We start from the raw sequence: 23,064 nt of genomic DNA, 5'->3' as shown, positions 1-23,064 counted from the left end.
GACTATATGCCTGTAAGGTTGGTATCGGTTTTTGCTTTTGGGGATTGGTTTCGGCTTTGCGCTATGAGCAGATAAGTGTCTTATGCGCTCATGGTGTATGGAGTATGAGTTAATGAATACAGGTTTACTTTCTATATTCAGCATTCTAGCGATGATTTGAAGGTCAGCACACTATTTCTAGTAGATGGTGTGCTATTTTTCGACTATTTTAGGGTAATTCGGGTGGAATCAAAGTCAGTATGCGATTTTCATGTATATTAGTGCATAAATAATGAATAAAAAACGTTGATATTGTGGCTTCACAATAGCCGAATAGACGTAAAGACATTAGTGATTTTGTTTATACAGGAACAATGTCGGCTTGAGACCCTAAATTTTTTTTGAGGTGCGCATACATACCTCTCCACACACACGCCAAAATTTCAAGGAATTTGGGCAATCAGATAATAATATAACAAAGGAAGTGTTTTTCTGATGAACAATTTACAACGACTGCAATTAGAGATTCAAGGCATTGAATTAACTCATGAAGAAATTCAATTGTATCTTACGGAGAATGGATTGAAGCATTATGAAGAATACAATCCAGAATCAAACAAATCGAAGCGTTCCATCTACCAGACAGCATTAGCCATTTTAGAATCTGTTGCAAACAATCCAACTTTAATGAAGGATTATAAACAGGATGATATGACCATCTCTGCATTCTATGAGAATCTAATGTCTCGTATTGACCAACTGGAACGCAAGGTGCGTCAGATGTCATCTACGGATGATAAGACAGACAGTAATTTCTTCATGCTGTTCCAATGAGTAAAAACCAAATATACTGTTCATTAATTGTATGGCTTACTATGTTTAAGTTAAAAGGAGCGTGTTAGTTTGAAGGTTAATTTATTTCAGATTCAAGAACATGATTTTAAGGCGATGCTAGAGCAGTTTGGAGTGATCGTAAAACTGAATAATATAGATACAAGTGTTCTAGTTACCAACAAACCAATTAATGAGTTGGATGATAAGTTTATATCTGCAATAGCAGAACTGAAACGTGGCGACCACGTAGTTTTACAGGACAGGGACTACTATGTTATCAATCAAATAACCACAAAGCGTTATCAATCTTACAAGGCGATTATTAGATGTGCTGAGCATTACATACGTTTTAATTTATCGGTAAAGGATGGTAGTACATATTCTGAATACGACGTTAAAGAAATTCCATGTATCATTTCAACTGCAACAGATTTTGAATTAGAGACGGGCAGACAACTAATGATAGCAGAAGGCGCACTGGCTATCTACATTCAAGACAATGCGACAACCAGAGCCATCTATTCTTCTTTTACTGACCCTTATAGGAAGCATGATATTTTTATTGAGAACCGTCAATATGAATACCGAGGTTTTGACTTCATCTCTAGTGGGCTGGTACGTATAAACGTCAAAGTGACTTCAACAGGAAATGTAGAGGATGGTATAAATTGGGGGATTTCAACGACCCATGGTGATTGGAATGGTTTTATAGAAAAGTCATTCTATGATTTAAAAATAGTGTAATATTGGAAATGTGATATGATTAGGAAAATAATAGTAGTGGAGGAATGAGAAACATGGGAATTGATCAATATAAAGATTTGCAAAAGAGAGCGACTTTAATGGGCGATTCAGAATGGAATAAAACTATTTCAAATCTGAAAGAACATGTGCATGATGATTCGAAAATTTATAAAATTAGCTATAAACAAGGGTTACAAAAAAAAAACAGGAGTTTCGGTTTCGATTCTCTCCAATATGTAGAAGAAACAAATTCATTTATTTTCACCTCGTACACTACAGATTTTGAGACAGGTGAACTTACTAATGTTGTTAGGGATAAAATAGTTTTAAGAGACATTGAAATTATCTCACTCAATATTCAAAGCAAGAGCGACTATGATTTTTCATCTTTTTTGAATTAACTCCAAGCACCCTTTAAAGGGTGCTTGGAGTTAATGAGTAGATCTATTCCTCATTCATACCCAACTAAAGGACTAGTACCCACTTTATTTAGTAGATATATAGAACTATTTCATGGAAAATGGTAAGATAGAAGGAAAATTGTGGGAGTGTGGATTTTGAAATGTTATCAAGTGGTTATGTTTACGTATTATTAAACCCATCAATTCAAGGGGTAGTAAAAATTGGCATGACAACTAGAGACCCTGAGAATAGAGTTACTGAACTTTCGAATGCTACAGGTGTAGCTACTCCATTCATTTTAGTGTACAAAGAATATTTTAATGATTGTCATTTTGCCGAAAAGCAAATACATACATATTTGGAACAAAGAAATTATAGGGTAGCAAATAATCGGGAGTTTTTCTCAATCCCAGTTCATGAAGCAATTAATATAATTCAAAATTTAAAGAGTCAACAAAAGTCATCTTCAAATGAAGAAGAGTATACTTCTGAGATCAATAGTGGTTCAAATGATATTAGCCAATTAGCAGAAAGTATGCTGGAAGAGGCAAAGGATTATTATTATGGGAATGATGGAAAACTCGAAGATTATGATGAAGCATTAAAATTATTTAAAAAATCAGCAAAAATGGGAGCAAGCGAATCTTATTGGTACTTAGGTAACATTTATCGTAATGGAGATGGTGTGAATTCTGATCTTAAAATTGCGATGGATTACTATAAAGAAGGAGTAAAGGCGGGGTGGGTTGACTGTTACGCAGTAATGGGAAGTATATATTCGTTATATCCAGAATATAAACATATGGAAAACTCCGCTAAATGTTGGTCTTCATATTTTGCGAATATAGCTAATAGCAATATGAAAATTCTATATATAGGAGATTATGTTTCCAGTTTTCTAATTAATGGGTGGGAAATTGATAATAAATCATTATTAGCAAGATATAAAAATGGTGTTATCGCTGAATGTGAAAAATCAATTCATCGTTACAAAACAAGAAACCAAGATGAATTTACAAAATACACTATTAAAAAATACGAACAAATTCAAACCTTTTTCAAATATCTGAAAGAAGAATATATTTCGGAATTTGTTTCTGGAGAAGGGGTAATTGACAATCTGTTTAATGTTGATGGAAAAGCAGTTTTGATTGTTGATATTAATAAAGGTGAATTTTCAATAGGCGATCAAATATTAATTCAGGGTGGAATCATGAATTTAAAATCAAGAATTAATCACATTGAAATGAATAGAAATTTGGTTGACAATGCAATAAAAGGGCAAACAGTTGGCTTTATGATTGATGGAAAGTATGAAGAATACGGAAGTATTCAAAGTGGATGGATAGTCGCGAAAATTAAATAAATCAACAATGAAAAGCCTACCCTAATTGGTAGGTTTCTTTGTCCATTTTCATAGAATTTAAATATTATTCTGATTTAATAGTACCTCAAGCACACTATCTTCATAATTTTTCTGACCACTTTACAAAGTCCGAGAACCACTATATAATTTTTCTTAATGAACTGAAAAGTTAGTGGTCAACCTATATAAAACCTTATACAGCAAAGCGGTCGTGGTGGAACGGCAGACACACCATCTTGAGGGGGTGGCGCTCACAAGGCGTGAGGGTTCAAATCCCTCCGACCGCATCCCAAGAAAGCCTTATTATATAAGGCTTTTTTTTCATTTATTACTTACTTCAAGAGGCTTTAAGTGGCTCGATTAGGATAAAAATGTTTATATGTTTTGGCGTGATCACGGAGTTAACACAGCTGCCTCACTCGGAGATAAGGGAACTACAGTTCACTATTATAGAAAAAAGTGGCATTTTAGCGAGTGTGAGGGAACTACAGGGCGCTATTTTGCTGTTTGAAGGGAAAATTAGCTATTTACGTGGAAATAGGACCCTGTAGTTCCGCTAATGCCCTAGCATCCATGCTATGTGCCCAAATAGCGTCATACAGTTCCCTTACTAGTTCTTGTCCCTAGTAAGAGGCTCATCATTCAGGGTGGCGAAGCTGGTTTTCGCAGTTCATACGCCGGGAATACAAGAAATACAGTAGATAAGCACGCCCAGTGGTCTTATTTCACCAGATTCTGCAAAATGAGTGGTAATAAAACCATAGAGCTAGCTTTTTTCATCCACGAGTCTATGTTCCAGTTGCACACCGAACCGTATCTCAGCATTACAGTAGGAAACCCTTACTAATTAAGGGTTTTTTTGCAGTTTTTTAAAAAGCGATTGACAACCGCATCAGCCCATATTAATATTATCTTCATAAAGTATAAACGTTTATACTTTATATACATATAGAAGGGGGGGAAACAAAGATGTTAACACGCAATACGCGCTACTTTTATTTTTTCATCATGCCATGGCTGATTGGAGCACTCGTATTCATGGTTTTTCCGATTATTTCTTCGCTTTATTTCAGCTTTACAGAATATGATATCATTCATTCGCCAAAGTGGATAGGGTTAAAGAATTATACGAAGATGTTCCATGATGAGCTTTTCTGGCGGGGAGTCAAAGCGACGCTGATCTTCACAGTCTTCAGTGTACCGCTGCAGCTGATTCTGTCCTTGCTGTTCGCTGTACTGGTGAATCAGAAAGTGCCGTTCAGGCGGTTTTTTCGTACAGCGCTCTATTTTCCAAGCATGATTTCTGGCGTAGCGCTTTCACTCTTGTGGTTGTGGGTGTTCAATTCACAAACAGGCATGATGAACTACATGCTAGGTTTGGTCGGCATCGATGGACCGAGCTGGTTGGAGAGCGAGCGTTGGGCGCTTGCGGCCATGGTCATTATGACGATGTGGGGAGCAGGTGCAGGGATGATCATTTTCCTGGCTGCCCTGCAGGGCGTGCCGACATACTTGTACGAGGCTGCCAGATTGGAAGGCGCAAGCCGCTGGCAAATGCTGCGCAGCATTACGCTGCCGGCGATCTCACCGGTCATTTTGTTCCAGCTGATCATGGGGATCAATGATTCGTTTCAAGTGTTTACACAAGCGTTTGTGATGACCAAAGGCGGACCGCATTATGCGACACAATTCTACGTGTACTATTTATGGCAAAATGGCTTCAAATTCTTCAAAATGGGGTACGCATCGGCTCTGGCCTGGGTGCTGTTAATTCTAGTCATGGTGATGACCTACTTGGTCATGAAGATCTCCAAGAGATATGTGCATTATGAAGGGGGGGATGGTGCATGAGTCAGGATTCAGTCCAATTGCCTAAAAAGAAGACGCTTACAATTAATTTCTCGAAAATTATAGTGCTGCTGATTCTTACAGTTTTAGCGATTATCATGGTGTTTCCATCCATTAATATGTTCTCGACAGCTTTTAAGTCACAAGCTGAAATTCTCAAATTTCCGCCAAGAATCATCCCTGAACATATTGAATTAAACAATTTCAAAAAGCTTTTCACTAACTATCAATACGGCCTATGGTACAGAAATAGCATATTTATTAGCCTTATTACTGTCCTGGGAACGGTTCTCTCGTCCTCATTCGTAGCGTTTGGATTTGCGCGATACCAAGCGAAGGGCAAACATCTCTTGTTCGCCTTACTGCTCAGTACGATGATGCTGCCTTATCCTGTGCTCATGATTCCTCAGTTTATTCTGTTCAAACAAATGAATTGGATGGATTCATTCTTACCGATTACCGTTCCTGCATTTTTCGGTTCTGCTTATATGATTTTTCTCATACGGCAATTTTTCACTTCCCTGTCGAATGAGCTTTTTGATGCAGCGAGAATGGATGGGTGTTCGGAGTTTCGTCAGTGGTGGAGCATCGCATTGCCGTTATCAGGTCCGGCGCTTTCGACTGTTGCCATCTTCTCATTCATTGGGAGTTGGAACGATTTGCTCGGACAGGTGCTATATCTTAGCTCTACGGAGAAATTCACGCTTACGATTGGCATGACGTCGATGTATTCGTCGGCTACTCGCCTGGTTCCTTGGAATTTGGTGATGATCTCGGCTATTTTGGCAGTGATTCCAATTTTGCTCTTATTTACATTCGCACAAAGGTATTTCGTTCAAAGTATTGCCATGACCGGAGTAAAGTGAAAAATAGGGAGGATCTAGCTATGAAAAAAAGCAAGCTAACGGTAGGTTCATTTGCTTTCATGCTTTTGGTAAGTTCGGTTTTAACGGCTTGTTCGGATACGAAAGGTGCAAACAATGAAGGCGGCGATAGTAAAAATGTGACGATTACGCAGTTTGTGCCTGACTTGCCGGACAAAACTTTCGTCGAGAAGCTTGTCCCGGATTTTGAAGCCGCACATCCCAATATCAAAGTGAAGATTATGAAGGCACCTTATTCGGAATTCGATTCGAAGCTGCAATCTCTTGTGGCAGCAGGGACTGCGCCGGATGTGACTTCCCACTGGGGGGAGATGGGTTTCGCTGAGTTCATAGATAAAGGCATGCTAAGGGATATGTCAGATCTGATCAAAGCAGATAATTTCAAAGCGACAGACCATGGAATGACCGACGATGTGATGAACATTTACAAAGTGGATGGCAAAAACTACGGGATACCTGTTTATAGCTATACTTCCTTGATGCTTTACAATAAGGATATGTTCGATAAAGCGGGACTGCCGTATCCTCCTGCAGATTTTGAGGACAAATCTTGGACTTTCGATAAGATGATGGAAGTGGCTAAGAAGCTGTCCAAGCCGAGTGATGATCCGCAAAAAACCGAATTTGGCATTGATTGGGGTTGGGCTGAGAAAGATATGAGGCTCATTTATTTCGGGGCCAAAGTGTATTCGGACGATACATGGACCAATGGCGGCCATCCGACGGCATCCTACTTCAACTCTCCTGAGGCTATCAAAGCGAATCAAAGGATACACGATATGATTTATAAAGATAAAGTGATGCCATCCAAAGAGTTTACGAAAGCGGTTGCGGGTCAAGGTGGAGATCCCTTTGCAACAGGCAAAGTCGGCATGTCTGTAGCAGGCGCATGGATTCTTGCATCTGTGAAGGATTACAGTTTTAAAGTCGGTGTCGCTGCTGTGCCAGTGGGCTACAACGATAAGGCGCGCGATGTGCTGTATATCGATCCACTCGTCATCTTGAAGGATTCCAAGCATCCGAAGGAAGCTTATGAATGGATTAAATATCAACTGCAGAAAGACGTACAAGAGAAAGCGATAGAACTAAGCGGTGGTACGCCGCCATCCAATCAGCAGGCCGCTGAGAAGTATTTCAATCTCTACGCACCAGCTATCGATCCTAAAGATTTAAAGAAAGTCGTTGAAGGCGGATTAAAGCATGGCACGGAATCCTACAACCATTTAATCTCAAGCTATTCACACATTTTGGACGTGGTCAATAACGAGATGGATCAGCTGGATAATGAAAAGGCGAATGCAGCAGCGATAAATGCCGTTATGGATAAGAAAGTGAATGAACTGCTGACAGAATTGAATACGAAATATAAGAAGAATTAGGAATCTGCTATAATGAAACCGAAAACGATTATACTATCAACTTCGGGAGATCATGAGGATGAAAAAAGTTAGTATTCTAGATGTGGTAGAAAAATCAGGCGTATCTCTGGTAACGGTTTCCAGAGTGTTGAACAACTCGACGACGGTTCGGGAGATTAACCGGCAGAAGGTTCTGCAAGCCATGAAGGATTTGGGCTATACGCCAAGTTCTGCTGCCCGATCACTGGCGCGTGGATCGACCGGACTCATTGGCATTACGCTGCAAACGCTCGGGGACACTGTGTTTGATGGCATTATTCATGCTGTGAATGAGAGCTTGGAGGCCAAAGGATATTTCTTGGCTTTATCCATCGCATCTCCAGCTCAAATGGACAATAGCGCAGTCAACCACTTTTTGTTCCAGGAGGATCGGGTAGACGGTATCATTTTGCTATCCACTTTTGCGGAGAAGGAGTATGTGCTGGAGTTGAAAAGAAAGAAGATTCCCTTCGTCATCATTGATAATCATATTGAAGATACGAAGGCTATCACAATTAATGTGGATAACTTTTTGGGCGGATATGAGGCGACTAAGCACTTGTTGAATCTTGGTCATACGAAAATCATGCATATCAGCGGACCTGAGTTATACCTCAGTGCTAGGGATAGACGAAGAGGATACGAACAGGCGATGGCAGAAGCTGATTTAGCGCCAACGGTTATCATGGCAGAGCAATTTGATATACGCTGCGGGTTCGATTCCGTCAAAACATGTCTTGAGCACGGGCTTAAGCCTACGGCTGTATTTGCCGGTGAGGACGGTCTGGCGCTTGGCGCAATGGATGCGTTCCGGGATGAAGGTTATCACATCCCACGTGATATCTCGATTGTTGGCTATGATGATCAATATTTTGCCAAGGCGATTCATCCGCGGTTAACGACAATTAGGCAGCCCATGGAGAAACTGGGTCAAGAGGCCGTGCGGATTCTGCTCGAAATGATAGATGGGTCTTCCAAACGGAGTAAATCGGTTTGTTTGACGCCTGCACTCATTGTCCGGGAATCGACAGCGGAATGGAAAGAACATACGTAGTTAAAAGGATGGAGCCGAACGAATTTGAAAGCTTATTTAGGTGTGGACGCCGGCGGGTCAAAAACGAATGCCATGATTACCGATGCAGAAGGCAGATTGCTTGCCATCGGTAAAGCTGGTCCAGGCAATCACCAAATTGATGTTGAAATGGCCAGAACCAATATTCATAGCGCTGTTCAAGAGGCGTTAAGGAGCGCAGCGCTTCAGGTCAAAGATGTTGCTGTTGCATGGTTCGGCTTAGCGGGAGCTGATCGCGAGGCGGATTATCGTATCTTGCGTCCGATTGTCGCAGAGCTTGGGTTTGCCCAGTCTGAAATCGCATGCGATACGATTATTGCGCTGCGGGCAGGGACAACAAGGCCCTACGGGGTCGTGTCCATATGCGGAACCGGCACGAACTGTGCAGGTATGAATCCGCAGGGCGAGATCTTTCAGTGCGGCGGATTTGGTTACGCCTACGGTGACTTTGGCGGCGGCAGCGAGCTGTCGGTCGAAGCATTTCGATCCGTCATACGTGCATGGGAAGGTCGCATAGGACCAACACTGCTTACGGACCTAGTTCTTGCCAAGCTGAAATATGATTCCGTAGAGCAATTATTCCATCATTCTCTGGATACCCATATGCGGATACCGGCAGACTTGGCTCCATTGGTGTTCACTGCAGCTTCGGGCGGAGATCTGATTGCCCGTGAGATTCTTAAAAAGCAGGGTGAAGAGCTGGGAACATCAGCCAAGGCTGTTATTCAAAAGCTGGGGATGCAGAATGAAGAGTTTGATCTGGTTTTGGCGGGCAGCGTGCTGACGAAAGGTGAGAGTTCCTTCTTGCATCCTTACATTGCTGAGCAAGTCGCCCAAGTCGCTAAAGGCTGTCAATTAAAGATACTGGGCATTGAGCCCGTCATCGGGGCTGTTTACTTAGCCATGGAAAGAGATGGCATTATTCCTACCGATGCCATCTATGCGAATATCACGCATGTATCACACGTATAGGGAGTTGTCTCGATTGAAGAAGCAAGTCAAAGTGGTCGTGATCGGCGGCGGTTCCTCGTATACGCCGGAACTGATTGAAGGATTTATTTTACATTATCAAGAGTTTCCTGTCACAGATATTTGGCTTGTTGATATTGAAGCCGGCAAGCATAAGCTGGACATTGTTGGGAAACTGGCTTTGCGCATGGTTGAGAAATCGGGTCTTCCGATTCATGTGCATATGACGCTGGATCGCAGGCTGGCTCTGAAGGATGCGGATTTCGTATCTACGCAGATGCGGGTTGGGATGCTGCAAGCACGGGTTTGGGATGAGACGATACCGCTGAAGTATGGTGTAATTGGTCAGGAAACAACGGGCCCTGGCGGGATGATGAAAGCATTTCGTACAATTCCGGTACTGCTCGATATTTGCAAGGATATGGAGGAGTTATGTCCTGAAGCGTGGATGCTGAACTTCACGAATCCCGCAGGAATGGTCACTGAAGCGATCTATACCCATTCATCCATCAAAGCCATTGGCATATGCAACTCGCCTATTTCGGTTTACAAATGGTTGTCGAAGCTGTATGAGGTAGAACCTGATCGGATCTATGCCGAGTTTGCCGGACTCAATCATCTGCATTGGGTGACGGACATTCAGGTGGATGGCCAATCCAAGCTGGACGAACTGCTTCAAAGCAACGACAGCTACTCAGCGAAAAACGTGCCGCAGTACAGCTGGAACGCAGCATTTATGCGGTCTTTGGGAGCGATCCCGTCGTATTATTTGAAGTATTTCTATTTAAATAAAGAAATGTTGGAAGATCAGTTGGTTTCCTCGGCCCAAGGAGGTACACGCGCTGAGGTTGTTAAGAGGCTTGAGGATGAATTGTTTGAATTGTATCAAGATCCGAATTTGAATCATAAACCGGCTCAACTGGAGCAGCGCGGTGGCGCGTACTACTCAGAAGCAGCTGTGAAATTGATGAAATCAATCTACAACGATACAAGGGATGTTCAGACGCTGAATGTTCGCAATGGGTCGAATCTTGATTTTCTTCCGGAGAATGCTTGTATTGAAGTCAATTGTATCATTACGAAGAAGGGGCCTATTCCTTTGCAAGTGACGACGGTTCCTGAGGCGATTAAAGGACTTATTGCTTCGGTCAAAACGTATGAACAGCTAGCTGTCGAAGCAGCCGTATTGGGTGATCGTGGTTTAGCGCTGCAAGCTTTGGCTCATCATCCGCTTGTTCCTTCAATTAATGTGGCGGAGAAAATGCTAGAGGAATTATTGGAACAAAACAAGGAATTGCTGCCCCAATTTTACCCTAAAGTATAAACGTTTATATATTTAGGGGGGTGATGCTCGCTTTGATATGATCTTGTGTCAGGCTGGATGGAGACAGCCCGTTTGGATCGATGTTTCATATACGCAACCAATAAGGAGGATTTTTCATGAATGTGAGAAAATCAATCAAGCTGCTTATTTCCGGTGCCATGTTTTCCGCAGTGCTTGTTAGCGGCGTTTCCTCGGTCAGCGCCAGTTCACCGGTCATTTTAGGTTATTACACACCGGATCAGGCATCCGATAATTCCTTGACGACAAACTATAGCTACCTCACACATGTGTCTACGGACAGTTTCAACTTCAATAGTGAAGGAAATATTGTAGGAGCAGTTCCAACCGCGGCGATTGCCTTTACGAAGTCCAAGAACATTACGACGTATGCTTGTATTTCCAACTATGGTCCAAATGATTTTGACGCAGATTTGGCGCATACGATTTTAACGAATCCGACGATCAAGAACAAGGCTATGGCGAACTTGATTGCTTTGGTGAAAAACAACGGCTATAAAGGCGTTAATTTCGATTTCGAAGCTGTGCCTAAAGCAGATCGGGCGGCACTGACTAGTTTCATGCGTGAACTGGCAACTTCCATGCACGCACTAGGGCTGCAAGCGTTAATCTCAGTTCCTGCCAAGACAGTTGAGGACCCGAATGATGATTGGGGAGGAGCCTTCGATTACCCAGCTCTGGGTCAATTGGTGGATTATATGCAAGTCATGACCTACGATGAGCATGGTACATGGGCTTCGCCGGGTCCTGTAGCCGGAAAGGACTGGATGGAAGCGTCTTTGCAATATACGGTTTCCGCGATTCCGCCAGCCAAAGTGCTGATGGGACTTCCCGCTTATGGTTATGACTGGAATTTAACGACGAATAACGCCAGCGATGGTAAACAAGTTCCTTGGAGGGAAATCCCTGCCCTTATTTCCAAGACCAAAGCTGCAGTGAAATGGGATACAGCTTCCTCCTCTCCTTATTTCAATTATCAAGCAAGCGATGGTTCCAAACACGTGGTTTGGTATGAGAATGAGCGCAGTATTACTGAAAAGTCCGGGTATTATGCGAAGTATCACTTGGGTGGCATATCTGTGTGGGCAATCGGTTTGGATGACACTAGTTTCTGGAAAGCGTTGGCAACGAGCACACCAGTACCTGATGGGGCAGCTATTCCAGGGAAGATTGAAGCTGAAAGCTTCACTGCGATGCAAGGCGTTGTGAACGAGACTACGACCGATACAGGCGGCGGCATGAATGTGGGCTATATTGATGCAGGCGATTGGATGGATTACAAAGTGAATGTCCAAACCGCAGGCAGCTATTCGGTTGGGCTCCGGGTAGCCAGCCCAGTTGCAGGGGGGCAATTCCAAATCAAAAATGCCTCGGGTACCGTTCTGGCTTCGGTCACCATCCCCAAAACGGGCGGATACCAAACTTGGCAAACGGTGAATACGACCATTACGCTGCCAGCAGGCAGTCAAACGTTAAGAGTAAATCTTGTTAAAGGTGAACCTAACTTGAACTGGTTGAATTTCGTGAAAACACCTTAAGCTATCGATCCAGTCGAAATTTAAGAAGAAGATAAAAGGCTGCTCCATAAGTCAAATATGACTTGTGGGGCAGCCTCGCTTTATACATCAATTGTGAACTACCAAACGAATGCGCTTGTGATAATGACTAACAAGATGAAAAGTACCAAAATAGCTGCGGAAGACGTATAACCAACACCTGCACCTGCGACACCAGACATTCAAATCACCCTTTCAACTTGATTTGTTTGTGCTACGTAATCATTGTATGAGGTAAGCGCGGAATCGTATGGGCGAAATGCAGGATTGTGCTTATGCCTAGCAGAGCGGAATACTTTGTATAAAAAAGAAGAGGCTGTCTCCAAGGTTGAAAACCTAGAGCAGCCTCTTCTTATTATTTGCTTGCAGCAACCGTTTCGATTTCTTTTACGCTTTGATAAATCAGGTTGAACAGCTCTTCAAGATTCACTTCTTCAATACAAGAGAAAGCAACGCGAAGGTCTGTTGCGCCAAGAGCGATTGTTCCAACACCATGCTGGTTCAGCAAGTGTACGCGCAAGGCTTCGGCATCTACGGTTTTGAGCTTCAGACACATGAAGTAACCAGAGTTGAACGGGTAGTAGCCCCAGGCATCGTTGAACTTGCCGCTGTCCAGGATCGCTTTGGTACGGTTGGCTCTGCCCTTCATGATGTCGTACTTCTCTTGCTTTTGCACGGCAAACTCAGGTGAGTTCAGGGCATGCAGCACGAACGTCTGGGACGGGTGAGGACCGCTGGAAATCGTTGCGCGGATAATTCCCATCGTTTTTTGTTCCAGAGCGCTGAGAATAGCTTCGCTTTGGCCTGCATACGTGATGAAGCCTACGCGGAAGCCCCAAACGTATTCTTCTTTGGTGGCGCCGTCAATTTTGACTGCTAGCACGCGCGGGTGCAGATCAGCTAATTGGCCGAATAAGGATTCATGCAGCGAGCCTTCAAAGAAAAGACCGAAGTAAGCATCGTCTGTCAGGACGACTACGTTAATACCAGCTTCTGCTGCTTCTTTGATTGCAGCCGTAATTTCCCGTCCTTCTTGTGCATCAGGCGTGTAGCCTGTTGGATTGTTCGGGAAGTTAAGAACAACGATCGCTTTGCCTTTGGATTTTTGAGCTAGCAGAGCTTGGCGCAAGCCTTCTGCATTAAATCGCATGTTGTCGTTGTACAGCGGGTAGTTCACGATTTGGGCGCCGCGGCGAATTTCGAAAGTCAGCTCGTAATTTTCCCAGTTTTTGTCCGGGATAATAACTGCGTCGCCAACGTCAGCGAAAAGATCAGCTGCGATACTCAGACCATGCGTCAAGGCATTCGTTACGATTGGATTGCCGATCAGTTTGCTGCCGATGTCAGGATTCTCTTCGAGCATTTTTTTGCGCCATGCGCTGCGGAGCTCCGGTTTGCCTGCAGGTGGTGCATATTCATATATATCTTTTGGCGCATAGGTAGAGAGTGTGTCTTGAATGACCTTCAAATGCATAGGTTGACCATTTTCGATCGCAATACCGATAGTAGCATTGAATTTCTTGGCCTTTGCCTTTGCTTCAGCTGATTGGCTGAGAATGCCTTCTTTCGGGAAGTAAATCGATTTACCTAATGCAGAAAGCATGTCATGCACGTGAGAATTTTCACGTTCCAGGGTCTCGTTTAACTGTCGTGCCAGAGGATTCATAAGAGTGGGTCATTCCTTCCAATGAGCTATTCATTTTTTGCAGTTATTATACCACTTTCACAGTAGTACGTCACTGCGCTTGCTAAATTTTTTCGGAAAAAATGTGATCGGGGATTTAGACACGGACTTGATGTAGAAATCCTTCCAATCGCTCTTTCACTTCAGGCCATTCGTGATCCAAAATGCTGAACATGACGGTGTCACGCACATAGCCATCGTGAAGCACGCGGTGCTGCCTGAGAATTCCTTCCTGTTTGGCGCCTAAACGGGCAATCGCAGCTTGCGAGCGTTCATTTCGCAAGTCTGTTTTGATTTGGACGCGCAGCAGATTGAGGGTTTCAAAGCAGTGGCGCAGCAGTAAGTATTTGCATTCCGTGTTCACACGCGTCCGCCAAACGAGCGGATTGTACCATGTATATCCAATCTCTAGATGGCGGTGCGCAGTGGAGATGTCGAAGAGTCGTGTGCTGCCCACAAACGTATCCGTATGTTTATCATAGACACTGTAAGGGATCGCAAGGCCGGCATTGAATTCCTCAAGCGCTTGCTGGACATAGGTTTCCACATCGGATGTTCGAGGCAGAGGCGTCATATAGTCCCATATCCTTGGGTCAGAAGCAGCTTGCGCAAGACTGCCAATGTGGGATTCCTGCATAGGAAGCAGAGCAACACGTGTTCCTTCTAAAACGGGGTTTTGTAAATGCATAGCGCTGATTCTCCTTGTCAATGGATCAAATTTATGAGATTTTAGATAGCATAAGGGAAAAGTGGATTCATCAAAAGATCCAATTTGGTTTTAATTTTATGTACCAATAGGTTGTAATGAACTGAATAAAGAGGATGCCACGTGATGACTGGGGGGAGCGGCATGGAGTTTCATTTGCCTTATGATGCCTATCGTATGAAATATGCAAGCAAGTACGCGGCTTTGTATCATGCGCTGCATGATGAGATCTTGGAAAGCAGGCTCCCATTGCATACGAAGCTGCCGTCCAGCCGTGAGTTAGCCCGTTTATTTGGCTTATCGCGGGGGACGGTGAATCAGGTCTATGAGATGTTGATTGCTGAAGGATATTTGCAGGCTGATGTTGGGAGAGGGACTTATGTTGTCTATGCGAGTGGACAGCGGAAGAAAGATGAGCTTGAAGAGCAGGCGATTCGCTTGTCCGATTGGGGGGAGCGTGTTCGTGCGGAAGAAAGGGGAAGGGGGCAGGGGAAAGAGCCGGATTGCCCCGATCACATTTCTTTCAGGATGGGACATCCCCATCTCGATGAGTTTCCGCGAGAGCTGTGGAATCGCGGGATGTATGAGCAGGTGCGGCGCATGACGGAGTCGCCGCAGGAGGAGGCTTTCGCCGCCGAGGGGCATGAAGCGCTGCGCTTAGCAATCGCACAGCACCTCAGGCGTATGCGTGGCATCGATGCGCCTCCTGAGCGCATCGTCATCGTGAATGGGTCGATGCAAGCGATAGCGCTGCTGACCCAAGTGCTGGTGAATGCGGACGATCCCGTGGTCGTGGAACGTCCGGGATATCAAGGCGCCACGCGCGCTGTGCTGGCGGCTGGCGGGGTGCCCATCCACGCTGAGGTGGATGGGCAAGGTCTAGTGCCGCAGCCGTGGAACGCGCGGCTGCTGTTCGTGACCCCGAGCCGCCAGTTCCCTACGGGAGCGGTGCTGGGCTTGGAGCGCCGCCAGCAGCTGCTGCGCTGGGCGGCCGAGCAGGGCGCTGTCATCGTCGAAGACGATTATGACAGCGAGTTCAGGCACCGCGGGCGGCCCATCGAGCCGCTCAAGGTGCTGGACCAAGAGGGCCGAGTGGTCTACATCGGCACCTTCTCCATCACGATGCTGCAGGAGCTGCGCATCGGCTATGTTGTGCTGCCGAAGGCGCTGGTGGGCGCCTTCGTGGCCGCGAAGCGGCTGTTCGAGCCGCACCCTTCGGGGCTGCTCGAACAGCGCTCGCTCGCCACTTTCATGGCGAGCGGCGGCTACGAGCGGCACCTGCGACGGATGCGGCGGGTGTACGCGAGCAAGTTCCTGCTCCTGCAAGGGCTGCTGCAGGAACGAATGTCTACCCGCTTCGACTGGGTAGAGAGCGATGCGGGGCTGCATCTATTTGGTTGGTGGCGCGGCAATGCCGCCAGCTACGCGAGCTATGCAGCCGAATGCCGAGAAGCGGGCGTCACATGGAGCGATGCTGCTTCATATGGCTTGCCGCCAGGCCGCGCGGGAGCCTGCTTCTCTTTTGCCCATCTGACCGAAGACGAGATCCGCCGCGGCGTGCAGCTTTTGAGATAAATGTTTTTGGCAGGGAAGCTATTGTGTGCTATGATCTAACATGTGGTCAATTAATTAATAATCGTAGGAGTGGTCCTTGAGATGGCAGGTTTAAACGGTGGGGGCACAAGCGTTATTGTGCGTTTGGAAATACATAAGGAACTGGTTACCTTCGGTAAGATTGCTACGGCAATCGGCGATGCAGGCGGCGATATTGTTGCGATTGACGTAACGCGAGCGAGTAAAACGACAACTACGCGAGATATTACTGTAAAAGTTAGTGATCCCGAGCATACGGAGTCAATTGTTAGCGCTTTAAATGAGATTCCAGGCGTGCGTTTAATCAACGTTTCAGATCAAACTTTCCTGATGCATTTGGGCGGCAAAATTGAAGTAACTCCCAAGATGCCTATCAAAAACCGGGACGACCTATCCCGTGTGTATACACCGGGGGTTGCCAGAGTTTGTATGGCGATTCATGAAGATCCATCGAAGGCGCACTCTTTGACAATTAAACGAAATACGGTTGCTGTTATATCCGATGGTACGGCAGTATTGGGGTTAGGGAATATTGGCCCTGAGGCAGCGATGCCTGTTATGGAAGGAAAAGCGATGCTGTTCAAGCAGATGGCGGGCGTTGATGCCTTTCCAATATGCCTCGATACGCAGGACACGGAGGAGATTATTCGAACTGTTAAAGCGATTGCTCCAGGTTTCGGGGGCATTAATTTGGAGGACATCTCGTCGCCTCGTTGTTTTGAAATTGAGGAAAGATTAATCAATGAACTGGATATTCCGGTATTTCATGATGATCAGCATGGCACAGCTGTTGTTATTCTAGCAGGTTTGCTCAATGCGGTTAAACTTGTGGGCAAACAATTGGCAGATTGCAAAGTTGTTATCACAGGCATCGGGGCTGCAGGGATTGCCTGCACGAAAATGCTTCTGGCAGCGGGCGTAACCAATGTCATTGGCGTTGATCGTCAAGGGGCCATCGTTAGCGGTGAAAGCTATTCAAATTCAGCGTGGACCTGGTACTCCGAGAATACGAATCCGTTCCGACAATCGGGATTGCTGTCTGAGGTGATTGTGGGCGCTGATATTTTTATCGGGCTTTCGGGGCCTGGTGTGCTCAAAGCTGACGATGTGAAGAATATGGCTGCTGATCCGATTGTTTTCGCCATGGCGAACCCTACACCGGAAATTACGCCTGAAGAAGCGGAGCCTTACGTACGTGTCATGGCTACCGGACGTTCCGATTATCCGAACCAGATCAATAATGTGTTATGTTTCCCAGGCATTTTCCGCGGTGTACTGGATTGCCGAGCTTCACGCATCACACAGGAGATGAAGCTGGCTGCGGCCAAGGCAATTGCTTCCGTGGTGAGTGAAGACGAACTCAATGAATATTATATTATTCCAAGTGTGTTCAATCACGCGGTGGTTGAGAAAGTGCGCGAAGCCGTTATGGAAGCAGCGTATGAGTCTGGTGTAGCTCGCCGACGCAACCAGCGTGACTTGCAAGACGCTAATCACGAGTAAGCCCAAATGCACAAAAACCTTGTACAAGCAGCTGATATTCCTATCAGATGGCTTGACAAGGTTTTTTGGGTTTTTAGGCTTGTTCTTCTGTCCATTCTTTGAGTTTGCGATCAGAGGGCAGGAGAAACGTTAGGATACCGAAAAGCGGCAGGAATGCACATAGTTCCATCACCCGCGTCGTGCCAATGGTATCGCAAAGATTTCCAAGAACGACACTTCCGATGCCCCCGAGTCCAAACGCTAAACCGGTAATCAGGCCGGATACGGTCCCAACTTTCCCAGGAAACAGCATTTGCGCATAAACAACGGTGACCGAGAAACTGGAAAGTAAGATAATACCCGTTATGACGAGCAGCACATAAGCCCAAGTGATCGAGACATGCGGTAAAAGCAGGGCAAATGGCGCGGAGCCTAACATGGAAAAGAAGATGACATTCCGTTTGCCGAAACGGTCAGCAATCGGACCCCCAAAAAATGTGCCCACGGCTCCAGCCGCTAGGAACAAGAAGATGAAGTCCTGCGCTCGGTCTATCGTAATGCCATACGAGTCTTGCAGGAAAAAAGCAAAGTATCCACTCATGGCTGCTCCGTACCAAGATCGGATGAATACCAGGAAGATCAGCAGGCAGATAGCGAATGTTACACGTTTGCGCTGCTCGGGATTAACGGTTCTTTTCACAATCGTTTTGGCTTTAACCGGTGTTGAAACGAGTACGGCTTTGTACCAGCGAGCTATGTATAGCTGCACGGCAATAGCGACTGCCGCTACGCCAGTGAACCAAATTGAGCCAAACAGTCCAAGCGGTATGAAGATCCATTTGGTCATAATCGGTGCCAGTGATTGACCGGCATTCCCGCCCACCTGGAAGATCGATTGGGCCAGACCTTTGCGTCCGCCAGCCGCCATATGGGAAACTCGTGAGCCTTCTGGATGGAAAGCAGCAGAACCTAGACCTACAAAGCAAACCGATAGCAACACAACCCAATAGGAGTGAGCGAAAGCGAGCAAGAGCATCCCGATTAAGGTAGATGTCATGCCAATCGGCAGCATATATGGCGATGGCTTGCGGTCGGTGTACAAGCCGACAACCGGCTGCATAATAGAAGCCGTGAAGTTAATGGCGAACTGCACCCAGCCCACTTGCGTATAGCTTAGTCCCATTTCACTTTTCAGGATAGGGAAGATTGCAGGAATAACGGATTGAATGGAATCATTCAGTAGATGAACAAGCCCGATAGCAAATAAAATACGATAAACAGTAGGTTTGATGTCTCCTGCACCCTGCAAACTCTTGGAGCCGGGATCCGGAGATGATGTCGTAACAGCAGCCATGATACTCTCCTCTCGATGTCACTGTTCCCTGTTTTATTTGTTGTCTAGGAAACGGCCGAGGTCTTCTCCCATTTTTACTTTGGAGCCAAGCTGCAGATCTGAACGAGGTTCAAACATATCATCTTCAAAGAGCAGGACAACCGTTGAGCCGAATTCAAAATAGGCCAGTTCTTGGCCGCGCTCCAGCTTTTTGGGAAGAGGCTTCACATATTGGATGGAACTGACATTCAAAGCGCCGACTTTGACAACGGCGACTTCACCCGTCTCATGTTGAATAAAGGTAATAAGCCGTTCGTTGCGGCTAAGTACCCTTTTCATATGACGCAGGCCGAACTCATTGACCGGATACACCTTGCCGAGCACGTGCTCTTTCTCAAGAATATCGCCTGTAACAGGAGAATGGATGCGGTGATAGTCAGTAGGACTAAGGTACAGGACGAAATAGAAGCCGTTTTTGTAGTTGACGGTACGCGGTGAACGATTCAGCAGCTCTTCGATCGTGTAATCTTGGCCTTTGACATTCACAATCTGGCCTTCTTTGATATCACCAATCCCTGTGATCATCGCATCAACGGGACTTACTACACGCGTTGGATCCTCGTGAATGGGACGTAGGCCGGGTTTCAATCTGCGTGTGAAAAAGTCATTCAAGGACTTATAATCCTTCACATGTTTTTCAGCATCTTGGATAGATATGCCATAGGTTTGGGCAAAGCGAGTAATAAATATCCGGCTTGCTTTGGATCTGGCAAATGCGCCTGTCAATTGGGACACCCATTTGCGCGAGGATAGCTCCGTAAGCAATCGAAAAAACGGTTTAGACATAGATCAATTACTCCTGTTCGATTCGTGGTTAGAGATCTGCAGATCGTGATCCAAGATCCCTATATAGTGTTCTTCGCTAATCTTGCCACAGATAGGTAAAAGAATCAATTGTCGAATAGCCAAGTTAGGGGGAGTTACAGGTATGAAAAAACAGCCTTGCGGCTGTTTTTAACAGAAATAAGCTAGTTGAGTTTATAATCCCCACAGGTTTGACAGGCAGCCAGATTAACCGAGATGGGAGTGGAAGAACCGGCAAACTTGGTACATTGGACAGGGGTTCGTGAGGAATGATCAGAAATACTCGCACAGGACGCGCACCTTGCAATCAGCTCGAAAAAAGCGATATCCAGGGATAGCGAATTCTGAGAGTCGACATTCTTTTTCATTAGACGGACCTCTCTTCCTTGTTATGGATATGAGCCGGATCCTAGCAGAAAAGGGAAATGTAAACGCTTCATTTGTATAAATAATGATAGCACAACCCTTTGTGTTATGTCATTAGTATTTCCGACGTTGAAACCGTCAATGATGGTAGTGAGGTGAAATGAAAATGTCTTTTGTAATCACACTGTTTATCATTTTGATCCCGTTATGCATGCTGATGATGTCCTGGCTGTTCGCTGCGCTTCGTGTCGTATTTCATGCACTGGCTGCTTGCTGCGCGTATGTATTCGGTATTATTTCCGCACTGGCTGTCTACGAGATTCTTAGAGATGAAACGGTATTTATGACGAATATTCATCGTGTGTTTGAAAATAAGTATTTTCTGGTTACAGGGAGCTACTTAGGCAGCTACGGGATTTATATCCTATTGAAATGGATGCTCCAGGAGATGCGGGCTGAACAGTAATTCGTGCAACTAATTAAGGCAGGCTTGCGTCAAATTTGTAAGGTTGAAATGGAAGGTAGGCGAACTTCACATGAAACGAAATCAGCAGAATTTGTTGAGGAGCCTGGTAGGTCTAACTTCGCTTGCTCTGGTTGTGTCAGGCTGCTCGTCTCATCGAGGAGAGCCGCCGTCTGCGGCTTCCCCCATAGCGACATCCAGTTACGCTCCTTCTGCTGCGGTATCGGCAGCACCAGCACCAGCAGCGACAGCGAAGGCTACCCAGACACCAACGCCTGCTTCTGCAAGTGTGCTCCAGTCGATGTCCGTGGAAGAGAAGATCGGCCAGATGATTATTGCCGGGATCGACGGGTACACGGTGGATTCAGCAACTCGTGAATTGTTGGCCGAGGAGCATGTTGGCGGCATTATTTTATACAAACCGAATGTGCAGAATACGAATCAATTGGTTCAATTAACGAATAGTTTGAAAAAGACCAATGCGGGTAATAAGCTTCCACTATGGATTGGAGTCGATGAAGAAGGCGGCAGGGTGACCAGGTTGCCGGATGAACTGATCAAGACGCCGACAAGCAAAGAAATCGGCAGCAAAGGCAGCACAAAATTTGCTTATAATATCGGTCATTTGCTAGGGAAAGAATTGAATGCCTATGGGCTTAATATGGATTTCGCTCCGGATCTAGATGTGAACAGCAATCCTAACAATCCGGTGATTGGGGACCGCTCTTTTGGGTCGAATGCATCGATTGTAAGCAGTCAGGGAATTCAGGTGATGAGCGGCTTGCAGAGTCAGCAGGTCGTTTCGGTAGTCAAGCATTTTCCCGGACATGGGGATACCTCGGTGGATTCGCATATTGGCTTGCCGATCGTGCAAAATGATCTCGCCCGTCTGCGCAAGCTTGAGCTTGTGCCCTTCGCCGAAGCGATAAAGCATCAGGCTGACGCTGTGATGGTAGCGCATATTTTGCTGCCCAAGGTTGACCCTGACAATCCCGCATCGATGTCCAAGACGATCATGACGGATATGCTGCGGAAGGAAATGGGCTTCCAAGGGCTAATTATGACGGATGATATGACGATGGGGGCGATTACGACCAATTATGGTTTAGGTGAAGCTGCTGTGAAGTCTGTGCTGGCCGGAGCGAATATTGTAATGGTCGGGCATGAGCCTGCCAATGTCATGAAAGTCATCACTGCGCTGCGAGAAGCGGTTCGATCGGGGCGAATACCCGTGGACACGATTGATCAAAGTGTGAATCAGGTGATGAAGCTGAAACAGAAGTACCATCTCCAGGATGCCGCGGTGAAAGTGCCTGATGTTAAAAAATTAAATGCCGAGGTGCAGGATGTGCTCGGCATCGCCAAAAGCAAATAACACCGTGTGATTGTGCCGAATGGCGCAATGCACGGTGTTTTTTTGAACACAGAATTTATATGTTTTCGGGTCGGGGTGAGTGAAGCTTGCCCAGAAGTTAAATGTTGGAGATTGACGCCAGTCTCCAGGCTTGGGTTGTAGGCCACCCCATCCCGATGGAGTGGTTCGATGCGATGAGATGTGAAGAGATGAGAATAAGAACAAGGTAGCTGCGAACGTACTTGCTGGTTTGGAGGTATAAACAAGCTATTTGGCAGAATGAGATCCGCTAGCTTGCTATCGCGCGGAGATAAGGGAACATCAAGCCGCGATACTAGCAAAATGTGTCAGGATAGCGAGTTTGAGGGAACTACAGTACGCTATAATTCTGAAAACAGCCATTTTCCAAGCCAGAGGGAACTACGATCCGCTATTTCACCTTTTCCTGGTTGGAATCAGTAGTTTCCGCTTAAATAGCGGATCTCAGTTCCCTTTCATGCTACGTTTACCCCAGTTTCTGTCAGTTAGCGGATCATAGTTCCTTTTCACACGACGCTCTCTGTCATTGCAAAGCCCAAAGGAAACTACGATCCGCTATATTGTTGAAAACCGCTATGAGGCTTGCCTATCAGCCACTAGCCATCCCCAATCAAGCACAGAACCAGCATCAAGCCAACCGAGCCCCAGCCGAACCGACTGAGCCAACTGAGCCCCAACCGAGCCCCCGCCGAACCGACTGAGCCAACTGAGCCAACCGAGCCCCCGCCGAACCGACTGAGCCAACTGAGCCCCAACCGAGCCCCCGCCGAACCGACTGAGCCAACTG

21 protein-coding genes and 1 tRNA gene are annotated in these 23,064 nt (G+C 45.8%); 16 read left to right on the top strand and 6 right to left on the bottom strand.

From position 1 onward, the window contains the following. Positions 1-474: 474 nt before the first annotated feature. The 12 genes from IEY34_RS32670 (at position 475) to IEY34_RS32615 (ending at position 12,375) form a co-directional block, all read left to right on the top strand. On the top strand, positions 475-813 hold the full coding sequence (locus tag IEY34_RS32670) for a hypothetical protein (protein ID WP_189019943.1): 339 nt from the start codon (positions 475-477) through the stop codon (positions 811-813). A 69-nt stretch (positions 814-882) separates the two neighbouring features. Continuing rightward, positions 883-1,557, top strand: coding sequence for a hypothetical protein (locus IEY34_RS32665; protein ID WP_189019941.1), 675 nt, complete (start codon positions 883-885; stop codon positions 1,555-1,557). Between the two features lie 53 nt (positions 1,558-1,610). Beyond that, positions 1,611-1,958 carry a hypothetical protein gene (locus tag IEY34_RS32660; protein ID WP_189019939.1) on the top strand — a complete coding sequence of 116 codons (348 nt, stop codon included), beginning with the start codon at positions 1,611-1,613 and terminating at the stop codon, positions 1,956-1,958. Between the two features lie 149 nt (positions 1,959-2,107). After that, positions 2,108-3,325, top strand: coding sequence for a GIY-YIG nuclease family protein (locus IEY34_RS32655; protein ID WP_189019937.1), 1,218 nt, complete (start codon positions 2,108-2,110; stop codon positions 3,323-3,325). A gap of 205 nt (positions 3,326-3,530) precedes the next feature. After that, a tRNA-Leu gene (locus IEY34_RS32650) sits at positions 3,531-3,612 on the top strand. Between the two features lie 682 nt (positions 3,613-4,294). Further along, entirely contained in the window at positions 4,295-5,176 is an 882-nt protein-coding gene (locus IEY34_RS32645) for a carbohydrate ABC transporter permease (protein WP_189019935.1), read from the top strand. Continuing rightward, positions 5,173-6,039, top strand: a complete 867-nt coding sequence (locus IEY34_RS32640) for a carbohydrate ABC transporter permease (protein ID WP_189019933.1) — start codon at positions 5,173-5,175, stop codon at positions 6,037-6,039. Before IEY34_RS32645 ends, IEY34_RS32640 begins: the two co-directional genes overlap by 4 nt. Positions 6,040-6,059: 20 nt before the next feature. Continuing rightward, positions 6,060-7,436, top strand: a complete 1,377-nt coding sequence (locus IEY34_RS32635; RefSeq protein WP_189019932.1) for an ABC transporter substrate-binding protein — start codon at positions 6,060-6,062, stop codon at positions 7,434-7,436. A gap of 58 nt (positions 7,437-7,494) precedes the next feature. Further along, positions 7,495-8,508: a LacI family DNA-binding transcriptional regulator gene (locus IEY34_RS32630; RefSeq protein ID WP_189019930.1), complete on the top strand. Its 1,014-nt coding sequence runs from the start codon at positions 7,495-7,497 to the stop codon at positions 8,506-8,508. Between the two features lie 24 nt (positions 8,509-8,532). Further along, positions 8,533-9,498 (top strand): N-acetylglucosamine kinase, encoded by a 966-nt coding sequence (locus IEY34_RS32625; protein WP_189019928.1) that lies wholly within the window; start codon positions 8,533-8,535, stop codon positions 9,496-9,498. After that, entirely contained in the window at positions 9,482-10,819 is a 1,338-nt protein-coding gene (locus IEY34_RS32620) for a 6-phospho-beta-glucosidase (protein ID WP_189019963.1), read from the top strand. Before IEY34_RS32625 ends, IEY34_RS32620 begins: the two co-directional genes overlap by 17 nt. A 116-nt stretch (positions 10,820-10,935) precedes the next feature. Next, on the top strand, positions 10,936-12,375 hold the full coding sequence (locus IEY34_RS32615) for a glycosyl hydrolase family 18 protein (protein WP_189019926.1): 1,440 nt from the start codon (positions 10,936-10,938) through the stop codon (positions 12,373-12,375). Positions 12,376-12,473: 98 nt separating this feature from the next. On the opposite strand, the gene IEY34_RS32610 is transcribed toward IEY34_RS32615, so the two are convergent. From IEY34_RS32610 to IEY34_RS32600, 3 genes are all read right to left on the bottom strand, one after another. Further along, a complete protein-coding gene (locus tag IEY34_RS32610; protein ID WP_189019924.1) occupies positions 12,474-12,575 on the bottom strand; it encodes a YjcZ family sporulation protein in 102 nt (33 codons plus the stop codon). A 173-nt stretch (positions 12,576-12,748) separates the two neighbouring features. Next, a complete protein-coding gene (locus IEY34_RS32605; protein ID WP_189019922.1) occupies positions 12,749-14,059 on the bottom strand; it encodes an aminotransferase class I/II-fold pyridoxal phosphate-dependent enzyme in 1,311 nt (436 codons plus the stop codon). 115 nt (positions 14,060-14,174) lie between these two features. Beyond that, positions 14,175-14,765: a GNAT family N-acetyltransferase gene (locus tag IEY34_RS32600; protein ID WP_189019920.1), complete on the bottom strand. Its 591-nt coding sequence runs from the start codon at positions 14,763-14,765 to the stop codon at positions 14,175-14,177. Positions 14,766-14,927: 162 nt separating this feature from the next. Between IEY34_RS32600 and pdxR the strand changes: the two genes are divergently transcribed. Together pdxR and IEY34_RS32590 are read left to right on the top strand one after the other, a co-directional pair. Beyond that, positions 14,928-16,358: a MocR-like pyridoxine biosynthesis transcription factor PdxR gene (pdxR, locus tag IEY34_RS32595; protein WP_189019918.1), complete on the top strand. Its 1,431-nt coding sequence runs from the start codon at positions 14,928-14,930 to the stop codon at positions 16,356-16,358. Between the two features lie 81 nt (positions 16,359-16,439). Next, positions 16,440-17,879 (top strand): NAD-dependent malic enzyme, encoded by a 1,440-nt coding sequence (locus tag IEY34_RS32590; RefSeq protein WP_189019916.1) that lies wholly within the window; start codon positions 16,440-16,442, stop codon positions 17,877-17,879. A 73-nt stretch (positions 17,880-17,952) separates the two neighbouring features. On the opposite strand, the gene IEY34_RS32585 is transcribed toward IEY34_RS32590, so the two are convergent. After that, positions 17,953-19,212: an MFS transporter gene (locus IEY34_RS32585; RefSeq protein WP_189019914.1), complete on the bottom strand. Its 1,260-nt coding sequence runs from the start codon at positions 19,210-19,212 to the stop codon at positions 17,953-17,955. Positions 19,213-19,245: 33 nt separating this feature from the next. Continuing rightward, positions 19,246-20,037 carry an archaetidylserine decarboxylase gene (gene asd / locus IEY34_RS32580; RefSeq protein WP_189019912.1) on the bottom strand — a complete coding sequence of 264 codons (792 nt, stop codon included), beginning with the start codon at positions 20,035-20,037 and terminating at the stop codon, positions 19,246-19,248. 550 nt (positions 20,038-20,587) lie between these two features. On the opposite strand from asd, the gene IEY34_RS32575 reads away from it, so the two are divergent. Both IEY34_RS32575 and nagZ read left to right on the top strand, forming a co-directional pair. Further along, positions 20,588-20,887 carry a transposase gene (locus IEY34_RS32575; protein WP_189019910.1) on the top strand — a complete coding sequence of 100 codons (300 nt, stop codon included), beginning with the start codon at positions 20,588-20,590 and terminating at the stop codon, positions 20,885-20,887. Positions 20,888-20,957: 70 nt separating this feature from the next. Next, a complete protein-coding gene (gene nagZ, locus IEY34_RS32570; RefSeq protein ID WP_189019908.1) occupies positions 20,958-22,259 on the top strand; it encodes a beta-N-acetylhexosaminidase in 1,302 nt (433 codons plus the stop codon). Between the two features lie 591 nt (positions 22,260-22,850). Here the strand turns inward: nagZ and IEY34_RS32565 are convergent. Further along, positions 22,851-23,064: hypothetical protein (locus IEY34_RS32565; RefSeq protein WP_229757951.1), on the bottom strand; the 214-nt coding region annotated here is incomplete at its 5' end.

The organism is Paenibacillus marchantiophytorum (assembly GCF_014640555.1).
GTDB classification, from domain to species: domain Bacteria; phylum Bacillota; class Bacilli; order Paenibacillales; family NBRC-103111; genus Paenibacillus_E; species Paenibacillus_E marchantiophytorum.
The sequence above is the reverse complement of the archived record's forward strand: the minus strand, read 5'-3'. Positions and strand labels throughout refer to the sequence as shown.

Bases quoted from the DNA above. Each gene is read 5' to 3' on its own strand.
- IEY34_RS32670 (WP_189019943.1), top strand. From the start codon at position 475: ATGAACAATTTACAACGACTGCAATTAGAGATTCAAGGCATTGAATTA.
- IEY34_RS32660 (WP_189019939.1), top strand. From the start codon at position 1,611: ATGGGAATTGATCAATATAAAGATTTGCAAAAGAGAGCGACTTTAATG.
- IEY34_RS32645 (WP_189019935.1), top strand. From the start codon at position 4,295: ATGTTAACACGCAATACGCGCTACTTTTATTTTTTCATCATGCCATGG.
- IEY34_RS32640 (WP_189019933.1), top strand. From the start codon at position 5,173: ATGAGTCAGGATTCAGTCCAATTGCCTAAAAAGAAGACGCTTACAATT.
- IEY34_RS32635 (WP_189019932.1), top strand. From the start codon at position 6,060: ATGAAAAAAAGCAAGCTAACGGTAGGTTCATTTGCTTTCATGCTTTTG.
- IEY34_RS32630 (WP_189019930.1), top strand. From the start codon at position 7,495: ATGAAAAAAGTTAGTATTCTAGATGTGGTAGAAAAATCAGGCGTATCT.
- IEY34_RS32620 (WP_189019963.1), top strand. From the start codon at position 9,482: ATGTATCACACGTATAGGGAGTTGTCTCGATTGAAGAAGCAAGTCAAA.
- IEY34_RS32615 (WP_189019926.1), top strand. From the start codon at position 10,936: ATGAATGTGAGAAAATCAATCAAGCTGCTTATTTCCGGTGCCATGTTT.
- IEY34_RS32610 (WP_189019924.1), bottom strand. From the start codon at position 12,575: ATGTCTGGTGTCGCAGGTGCAGGTGTTGGTTATACGTCTTCCGCAGCT.
- IEY34_RS32605 (WP_189019922.1), bottom strand. From the start codon at position 14,059: ATGAATCCTCTGGCACGACAGTTAAACGAGACCCTGGAACGTGAAAAT.
- IEY34_RS32600 (WP_189019920.1), bottom strand. From the start codon at position 14,765: ATGCATTTACAAAACCCCGTTTTAGAAGGAACACGTGTTGCTCTGCTT.
- pdxR (WP_189019918.1), top strand. From the start codon at position 14,928: ATGGAGTTTCATTTGCCTTATGATGCCTATCGTATGAAATATGCAAGC.
- IEY34_RS32590 (WP_189019916.1), top strand. From the start codon at position 16,440: ATGGCAGGTTTAAACGGTGGGGGCACAAGCGTTATTGTGCGTTTGGAA.
- IEY34_RS32585 (WP_189019914.1), bottom strand. From the start codon at position 19,212: ATGGCTGCTGTTACGACATCATCTCCGGATCCCGGCTCCAAGAGTTTG.
- asd (WP_189019912.1), bottom strand. From the start codon at position 20,037: ATGTCTAAACCGTTTTTTCGATTGCTTACGGAGCTATCCTCGCGCAAA.
- IEY34_RS32575 (WP_189019910.1), top strand. From the start codon at position 20,588: ATGTCTTTTGTAATCACACTGTTTATCATTTTGATCCCGTTATGCATG.
- nagZ (WP_189019908.1), top strand. From the start codon at position 20,958: ATGAAACGAAATCAGCAGAATTTGTTGAGGAGCCTGGTAGGTCTAACT.